General features: G+C 65.1%; 6 protein-coding genes. 4 read left to right on the top strand and 2 right to left on the bottom strand.

Translation table 11 applies throughout. The features are described from left to right. The first annotated feature begins 471 nt into the window (after positions 1 to 471). From HMPREF3176_RS06555 to pabB, 3 genes are all read left to right on the top strand, one after another. Positions 472 to 750: a hypothetical protein gene (locus tag HMPREF3176_RS06555; RefSeq protein ID WP_070435870.1), complete on the top strand. Its 279-nt coding sequence runs from the start codon at positions 472 to 474 to the stop codon at positions 748 to 750. A 115-nt stretch (positions 751 to 865) separates the two neighbouring features. Further along, positions 866 to 1,705 (top strand): aminotransferase class IV, encoded by an 840-nt coding sequence (locus HMPREF3176_RS06550; protein WP_070459035.1) that lies wholly within the window; start codon positions 866 to 868, stop codon positions 1,703 to 1,705. Beyond that, complete coding sequence (pabB, locus tag HMPREF3176_RS06545; protein ID WP_070459033.1) at positions 1,702 to 3,906, top strand: aminodeoxychorismate synthase component I; 2,205 nt, start codon at positions 1,702 to 1,704, stop codon at positions 3,904 to 3,906. The genes HMPREF3176_RS06550 and pabB overlap by 4 nt, the downstream gene beginning before the upstream one ends. Before the next feature lie 508 nt (positions 3,907 to 4,414). Here the strand turns inward: pabB and HMPREF3176_RS06540 are convergent. Together HMPREF3176_RS06540 and HMPREF3176_RS06535 are read right to left on the bottom strand one after the other, a co-directional pair. Then, on the bottom strand, positions 4,415 to 5,659 hold the full coding sequence (locus HMPREF3176_RS06540) for a dicarboxylate/amino acid:cation symporter (RefSeq protein ID WP_070459031.1): 1,245 nt from the start codon (positions 5,657 to 5,659) through the stop codon (positions 4,415 to 4,417). 98 nt (positions 5,660 to 5,757) lie between these two features. Then, complete coding sequence (locus HMPREF3176_RS06535) at positions 5,758 to 6,456, bottom strand: IMPACT family protein (protein ID WP_168161957.1); 699 nt, start codon at positions 6,454 to 6,456, stop codon at positions 5,758 to 5,760. Between the two features lie 58 nt (positions 6,457 to 6,514). Between HMPREF3176_RS06535 and HMPREF3176_RS06530 the strand changes: the two genes are divergently transcribed. Further along, positions 6,515 to 7,978, top strand: a complete 1,464-nt coding sequence (locus HMPREF3176_RS06530; RefSeq protein ID WP_070459029.1) for a mycothione reductase — start codon at positions 6,515 to 6,517, stop codon at positions 7,976 to 7,978. Positions 7,979 to 7,990: the final 12 nt, after the last annotated feature.

Genomic DNA, 7,990 nt, shown 5'->3' with positions numbered 1-7,990 from the left:
TTATGAAGAATCTGTCTCATCCCGGCCCTGCCGCTGCTTGGGTTGGCTGGTTTCTTCATAAAGAGCAACCGGGCCGGGGCTGCTGCTGCCTTCTCCCGCCGCCAGCGCCCCGCCGGAGGGGGAGCACCGAATCGTGCGAGAGTACGGAACAGTTCAAGCTCGGCGTGACTGCTCCGCGTATTCCTCGAGCGCCTCGGGTACATCGCTGGCGTGACGGGCGACGTGAGGTCACGCTGCGGGGAATCTCTCATCTTTCGGGTAGGCGCTCAACCGGAGGCACAGCCAGGGATCTGCTCATCATGCCCCCCCTTACGGTCACTTTCTTCGAAAAGTGATCGTAAGACCAGCCGCCGTCGTCACTTTCTGTGGACGCGGTGAGGGTCGGAACATTCGCGAAAGAGGTTGCACCCCGCGAAGTATTTTTTTATTGTTACCTAGACCACACTTACTGACGACTGAGAGGGAACCTCAATGATTAATTACGACGACCTCCGCGACAACGACGACTTCATGCGCGTGCTCTCTGCGATACGAGAGAACTGCATCGCCACCGAATACGAAATCGCTGAAATAGCGGACATGGACTTTGACGTCGTCTGCGAGCACCATCGGCTCGCGCAAGCGATCGTTGCCGAGGAAATCGATCACGGCATCGTCCACGACCCGTACGGCGCGAGTGTCGCCCAGGGGTTCATGGCCTGGCTGCGCACCGAGTACCCACAGGGAGCATGGGCCCAGAAGGAGGAGTAGCGCGCGCTGACGCGGCCCACGCGCGGGCGGGTGTACCTTTATCACTGCAGTCAGCAACTGCCGCTGGCATCCCCTTGCCTACCTGCCCGTTCGACCCACGTAAAGGAGCCCTGCCGTGCCACTCGTTGATTCCTTCCTCGTGAGGGACGGTCGCGCGGTGGCTCCGAGCGCACACCGGGATCGCATGCGTGTGGCGGCGGGCGAGCTGTGGGGTGCCGAGGTGGACCCGCGCGTGATCGACGACGCCGTCACGGCGCTCTACGAAAAGGCCGCGCACGTACTCGGGGGAGCGGCAGGCCTGTTCTTCCCAAAACTTACCCTCGAGCAGGTTGGCGGCGAGCTTCGATTCGATGTCAACGCGCGGCCAATCACGGAGTCTCGCCTCGAAAGTACCGCGCACCTGATCGCCTATCCCGGCAGCGATGAGCGCACCCACCCGCGCCTCAAGGGCCCCGATTTCGCCTGGCAGGAACGGGTGCGCGCGTGGGCCGTGAACAACGGCGCGAGCGACGCCCTTCTGCGCACACGCTCAGCGGAGGTGAGCAGCGCCGGAAAGCCCGACGGCACCTCGCACCCCCTCGCCCCTCAAATCCACTACAGCGAAACCGCATACGGGAGCGTCGTCCTGTGGACGAACGGCGTGCTCGTCACGAGCATCGATACCGACCGCCTGCCGAGCGTCACCGAACGCCTGATCGTGAAGATCGCGTGCGAGCGCGGCCACGAAACCCTCGCGGCGCCCCTCACCAAGCAGCGCCTTCTCGAGGCCGACGCCGTATGGCTGCTCAGTTCTCTGCACGGGGTGCGCGAGGCAACCGTCGGACTCACGGACCTGCCCGCCCCGCACATTGCCGACACCTACGCCCCTCCCCGCGGCCCCTTCGCTCCCGCTGCGCGGGACTTCCAGGCCGCGCTGTGGGAGCGCGCCGAACCGATCGGGGAGCTTGCCGCATGAGCGTGCTGATCATCGACAACCACGACTCGTTCACGTTCAACATCGCGCACCTCGTCGCCGAAGCCTCGGGCGAGATGCCGCAGGTGGTGCTCGCGAGCGGGCCGCGCCCGAGCCTCAATGGCGTGAGCCACGTGATCATAGGCCCGGGCCCCGGCACACCCCACAACCCCGGTGACCTCGGCTGCTCCCCAGACGTCTATCGAGAAGCACTCGAACGGGGCATCCCCGTGCTTGGTATTTGCCTTGGCCTGCAGCTCATGGCCGTTGCCCACGGCGGGCGCGTGGACCGTGCGCCCACCCCCATGCACGGCCTCGAGGATGAAGTGCGCTTCACGGGCGCTGCCGCAAGCGACCCGGTGTTCGCCAACCTTCCGCGCGAGCTGCGCATCGTGCGCTACCACTCTCTCGCGATCGACGATTGCCCGCCTGAGCTGGAAGTTCTCGGCACAACTTCCGACGGCGTCATCCAAGCAGCGCGCCTGCGCGGGCACGATGCGTGGGGCGTGCAATTCCACCCCGAATCCATTCGCACGGAAGGCGGCCTCGACCTCATGCGCGCCTTTCTCGCCGTCGGCGGCGGGGCCGCACCATGTCCTCGCCCCACGGCCGCGCAGTGTGAAAACAGTGCAGGGGCGGGCTCGGCCCGGCCCTCGGCGGTGGGGTCCGACGTTGGCGCGGCGAGCGTCGGCCCAGAGTTTTCAGCGCCGACGCTCGCCTCCGCACCCGATTCAGCGCCCGCGACCCACACGTTGCTGCTCGGCAGCGAGGTGACGTTGACGAATGTTTTCACAGAGGCTGAAGCGCTTTACCGCAACCTTTTTTCAGCGCACGAACGGGCGGTGTGGCTCGACTCGGCAAGCGAGGATCACCGTTCGCGCTTCTCGATCATGGGCGCGTGCGATGGCCCAGGGGCGCACCTTTTCGAGTATCGAGTTCCGGAGGACGAACGCGTCGAGGGCGTTCCCGCAAAGGACGGGTTCTTCAGCGCGATGCGGATGAGGCTGAACGCGGTGCGGCTCGATGAAGAGGGGCGGCGCGCGTCGCAGACCCTTGGCGGCTTCGCCCTCGGATACGTGGGCTACCTCGGCTACGGGCTCGGTGCCGAAACCCTCGGGCTCGAGCGAGAGTCTCGCGAGGACATGGAACCCGATGCTCACCTGGTGTTTCTCACGCGCGCACTCGTGATCGACCACGATCGCGGCACGGCGCGGACCGTGGCGCTCGCGGACCTCGACGGCGGCGCGGATCATCCCGGAACGGTGGGGGAGCAGCATTCGTGGATCGTTGAAACGACTCGGAACCTGGTCAGCGTGCTCACGGGGGCAAGAGAAGCACACGGGGAAGATCAGGGCGGTGAGGCGGAAGCTGGCGTCGGACCCTCACCCGCGCCCACCTACCGGCACACCGCGGCGGAATACGCGAAATTGATTGACCGTTGCCAGGAACTCATTAACGAAGGCGAAAGCTACGAGCTGTGCCTCACGAATGAGGCGCAGGTGCCGGGGGAGTACGACCCGCTTGACGTATACGCGCAGCTGCGCCGCGTGGCGCGCGTTCCCTACGGAGCGTTTCTTCAGTGTGGAAAGTGGAGCGTCGCGAGCGCGTCGCCCGAGAGGTTTCTCGAGGTGAGCGCCGCAGGTGAGGTTGAATCGCGCCCGATCAAGGGAACGGCACCGCGCTCCGCAGATCCCGAGGAGGATGTGAGGCTGCGCGCCGAGCTCGCCGCAAGCCGCAAAGACCGAGCCGAAAACCTCATGATCGTCGACCTCGTGCGGCACGACCTCTCGCGCGTGTGCGAGGCTGGCAGCGTGAAGGTGCCGCACATCTACCAGGTGGAGTCCTTCCCAACGGTGCACCAGATGATCTCCACCATTACCGGCAGGCTCGCGCCCGGCCGCACCGCCCTCGACGCCATCGAGGCGGCCTTCCCCGGCGGCTCGATGACAGGTGCGCCGAAACTTCGCACGGTGCAGCTTCTTCGCGACTTGGAGGGAGGGCCGCGTGGCGTCTACTCCGGCGCGATCGGGTGGATCTCGCCGAACGGGGCGGCATCGCTCAGCATTGTGATCCGCACGGCGGTGCTCGATGAGGCCGGCGCCCGATTCGGGGTGGGCGGTGCGATCACGAGGCTCAGCGATGCCGGCGCCGAGATCGAGGAAACATTCACGAAGGCCCGCACGGTGAGGGCTGCCCTCGGCTGAGCGCTGCGACCTAGGAGACGTGGCTTCGGGCGCGCCGGCTGAGGTGTTGCGGGTGGGGGCTGCGCCGCGGTCCAAGGCTGAGCCGTCGCGATCTAAGGCTGTGCCGGTGTCTCGCGTCGCGATCTGAAGCTTTTCCGTCGCGGATGGTGAAGAAAGTGCGGGGTTGCTGGCCTGAATGGGGGTGTGGAGGCCAGTTTCTTTATGGAGAGTGACGGGAAGGGGGCGAGCTGAGGGAAGAGGGGCTGCGGGGATCGGGGTAGGCGTCGCGGTCTAAGGCTGTGCCGTCGCGGTTGATGAAGGAAAGTGCGGGGTTGCTGGCCTGAATGGGGGTGTGGAGGCCAGTTTCTTTATGGAGAGCGACGGCAATGGGGCTAGCTACGGGAATCTGGGGTGGGCCCGAGGCGAAGGAAAGGCGCGGCCGAAGCCACGCCTTTCCAATTGCTCACTGCAGTGGTGCTGTGCGGTGCAGCGGTGCTGCTATGTTCAGCGGTGATGCAGTGTGCAGCGCTTAGGCCGCAGTCGACCCCTCAGCGGTAGCCGGCGCAGAAGCGTTGTCGGCGGTGGCGACTTCCTCGTCGTCATCGTCGCTGACCTTGCCGCCCGAGAGGCGATCCACGATCGCGGCGATCGCGCCGTCACCCGTGATGTTCGTGGCCGTGCCGAACGAGTCAAGCGCGACGTAGAGGGCGACCATGAGGCCCACCTGCGCCTCGCTGAACCCGAGCTGTTCCGCAAGAAGCGCAGAGGCTGTGACGATCGCGCCGCCGGGAACGCCGGGCGCGGCGATCATCGACACGCCAAGCATTGCCACGAAGCCGAGCAGGCTCGCAAAGCTGTAGTCGCCGTGGGTGGTCCACAGGATTGCGAAGGCAAACAGGGTGATCTTCACTGTCGAGCCGGAGAGGTGGATCGTCGCGCACAGCGGAATCACGAAGTTTGCCACGGGCTTGGAGACGCCGGCATCTTCCGCGCAGCGTGTCGTCACGGGAATCGTCGCGGCGCTCGAACTGGTGCCAAGAGCCGTGGCGTATGCCGGAAGCATCTTGCCGAGCATCACGAATGGGTTCCTGTGCTTGGCGACACCAGCCGCCGTGAACTGCAACACGAGCATGATCGCCGTGAGCACGAACGCGAGAACCACGATCGGCAGCATCTTCATGATGATGTCGAACACTTCTTTCTTCGCCGTCATGTTTTCGAAGATCGCGAAAATGTAGAGCGGCAGAAGTGGCACGATGATCTTCGAAATCGTGGTGTTCACGATCTTGCGCAGCTCGAGGAAACCCTCGTGAATGGTGGTGGCACGCACAGCCACGATGCCAAGACCGATCACGAAGCTCGTGATGAGCGCCGTCATCACGCCAAAGATGGGATCCATGGCGACTTCGAAATACGGCTCGAAGCTCGTTTCGGGCTCTGCCACCCCGCCGAGCTGAGTGCCGCTTCCGAGCAGCGTCGGGAACGTGAGGTAGCCGGCGGCGATCGTGTAGATACCGGCGACGAGCGTCGAGGCGTACGCGAGCGCGGCGGTCACGCCGAGCCACTTGCCAGCGCCTTTACCGAATTCGGAAATGGCGGGCGTAATCAGGCCGATGATGATGAGCGGAATGATGAAGCTCAGGAAGTTGCCGAAAAGCTTCGAAAACGTTGCCGCCCCCCGCGACAGCCAGTCCGGCGCAACGAGCCCCACGAGAATGCCAAGCGCAATCGCGATGACGATCTTCGTCAGCAGTGAATTCAGGATCTTTTTCATCAAGACTCCATTGTCAGCGTTAGGCACGCGGTTCCGCGGCCTCCAAGCACTATAGGCCCCTGCGGGACTTTTCGCACACTCGCGGTGTTTCGCAGGGGTTAAAATCCGGCGGGCACATCGGCGTAGGTGTATCCGACGGTTGCCGCGCTCACGGCGCCGCTCGACAATTCCGCCGCAGCCCGCTCCAGGTCAGAAGCAGCGTCCACGTGGTGGATGAAGCGCAGGGTGAGCCCGTGCGCGGTGTAGTCGGCTTCGTCGATGCTCACGCCTTCGGCGCTGTCTGCCCACGCGCGGATCGACGCCTCGAATGTCCCCGCGAGGTCGTAGCCGACGCTCAGGTCCGTGACTTGGCGAACGACGCGCTCGCGCACGAGCTTCTTTGCGCTTGCGGCATCGAGTGCGTCGGTCACGGCGCTGCCGTAGGCGCGCACGAGGCCGCCCGCTCCGAGCTTGATCCCGCCGAAATAGCGCGTGACAACGGCGAGGATGTTCGTCATGTGCCGCCCTCTAAGTGCCTGCGCCATGGGCATCCCGGCCGTGGAGCTTGGCTCGCCGTCGTCGTTGGAGCGCTGGAGGTGTACCGGTGTGCCGAGCGTGAGGGCCGTGCAGTGGTGACGCGCGTTCGGGTGCAGCGCGCGGCGTTCGCGGATCAGGTGGTCGGCTTCCTCGACGGTTTCGACGGGCGCGAGGTAGGCGAGGAATCGGGATTTCGTGATCACGAGTTCATTCTCGATAGGGGCCGTGAGCAGCAGCATTCGCTCGCTGGCTTCGGGCATGGTGTCGAGAATTTCGCGCATGGTGGCCATTGTTTCACGGTCTCGAAGCTCGCGGCGGGCGGCCCGTATCCTTGAGACCATGAGCGCCCCAGAACATTTCGATATCGCCCTCATCGGCTCCGGTTCAGGCAACTCCTTCCCGGGCCCCGAATTCGCCGACAAATCCATCGTCTATATTGACCGCGGCGTGGGCCCCGGCCACATTTTCGGCGGGACCTGCCTCAACGTCGGGTGCATTCCCACGAAGATGTTCGTGCACACGGCCACCGTCGCCGAAAATGCGAAAGAGGAGCAGGCGAAGAAGTTCGGGGTCGACTCGAAGCTGGGCGGCGTCGGATTCCCGGCGGTGCGCGAGCGGATTTTCAATCGGATTGACCCGATCTCCCACGGGGGTGAGGAGTACCGCGCCTCCCACCCGGATAACGCGAACCTCACGCTCATTCGCGGTACCGCGCGGTTTACGGGGCCGAAACGCCTCGCGGTCGAGACCGACGGCGGCACGCGCGACATTACCGCCGACACTGTCCTTCTTGCCGCCGGCTCGCGTCCCGCGATTCCCGCCATTCCCGGGCTCAAAGAGGCGAAACCGCTCACGAGCGACACGATCATGCGGCTTGAGGAGCTTCCCGAGTCAATCGCGATCCTCGGCTCGGGTGTGATCGCCCTCGAGTTCGCGCACATTCTCGACGCTTTCGGCGTGGACGTGCACCTCATCGCTCGTTCCGGAACCCTCCTTCGCGCCTTCGATGAGGACATCGCGCGCCGCATCACCGAGGTCGCTTCCGCGCGCTATCACGTGCACCTCAATGCCTCGACCACCCGGGTGCGGCGCACAGCAAGCGGGGTCGAGATTGACCTGGAACCGTCGGACCCCGCCACAGGCGAGGCGGCCCGGACCCTCACCGTCGCCGACATTCTCGTGGCGACGGGCCGCATGCCCAACAGCGACCTCCTCGATGCCCCAGCCGGGGGCATCGGCGTCGATGACGCCGGCCGGGTCATGGTCGATGCCCACCAGCGGGCCCTCGACCCGAGCGGCCAGGTGCTCGACGGGGTCTACTCGATCGGCGACCTCAGTTCGCCAGCGCAACTCAAGCACGTCGCGAACTACGAGCTGAAGGTTGCGCGCCACAACATCCTCAACCCGCACGATTTGCGCCGAAGCGACGACATGCCGATCCCCGCCGCTGTCTTTACCGACCCGCACATTGCGCAGGTGGGCATGACCGAGCGCGAAGCGCGCGAGTGGGCGGCAACGGCCGGGCGGGAAATCCGGGTGGCGCGCCAGGAATTTGCCGACGTCGCCTACGGGTGGGCGATGGAGCTCGAGGCACCGGGCGACTTCGTGAAGATCATCGCCGAAGCCGACACCGGGCGGATCCTCGGCGCGCACATCATCGGCCCCGAGGCTGCGACGCTCATCCAAGTGCTCATCCAGGCGATGAGCTTCGGCCTGAACGCGCGCGACATCGCGACAAAGCAGTACTGGATTCACCCCGCCATGCCCGAAGTTATCGAAAACGCCCTGCTGCAGCTCGCCTAAGAGAGCCGCACC

It is taken from the genome of Dermabacter sp. HMSC08H10, assembly GCF_001807585.1.
GTDB classification, from domain to species: domain Bacteria; phylum Actinomycetota; class Actinomycetes; order Actinomycetales; family Dermabacteraceae; genus Dermabacter; species Dermabacter hominis.
Note: the sequence above shows the minus strand (reverse complement) of the source record. Positions and strands in the feature narration are given on the sequence as shown.

Coding starts and splice junctions, on each gene's coding strand:
- HMPREF3176_RS06555 (WP_070435870.1), top strand. CDS start 472: ATGATTAATTACGACGACCTCCGCGACAACGACGACTTCATGCGCGTG.
- pabB (WP_070459033.1), top strand. CDS start 1,702: ATGAGCGTGCTGATCATCGACAACCACGACTCGTTCACGTTCAACATC.
- HMPREF3176_RS06540 (WP_070459031.1), bottom strand. CDS start 5,659: ATGAAAAAGATCCTGAATTCACTGCTGACGAAGATCGTCATCGCGATT.
- HMPREF3176_RS06535 (WP_168161957.1), bottom strand. CDS start 6,456: ATGCGCGAAATTCTCGACACCATGCCCGAAGCCAGCGAGCGAATGCTG.
- HMPREF3176_RS06530 (WP_070459029.1), top strand. CDS start 6,515: ATGAGCGCCCCAGAACATTTCGATATCGCCCTCATCGGCTCCGGTTCA.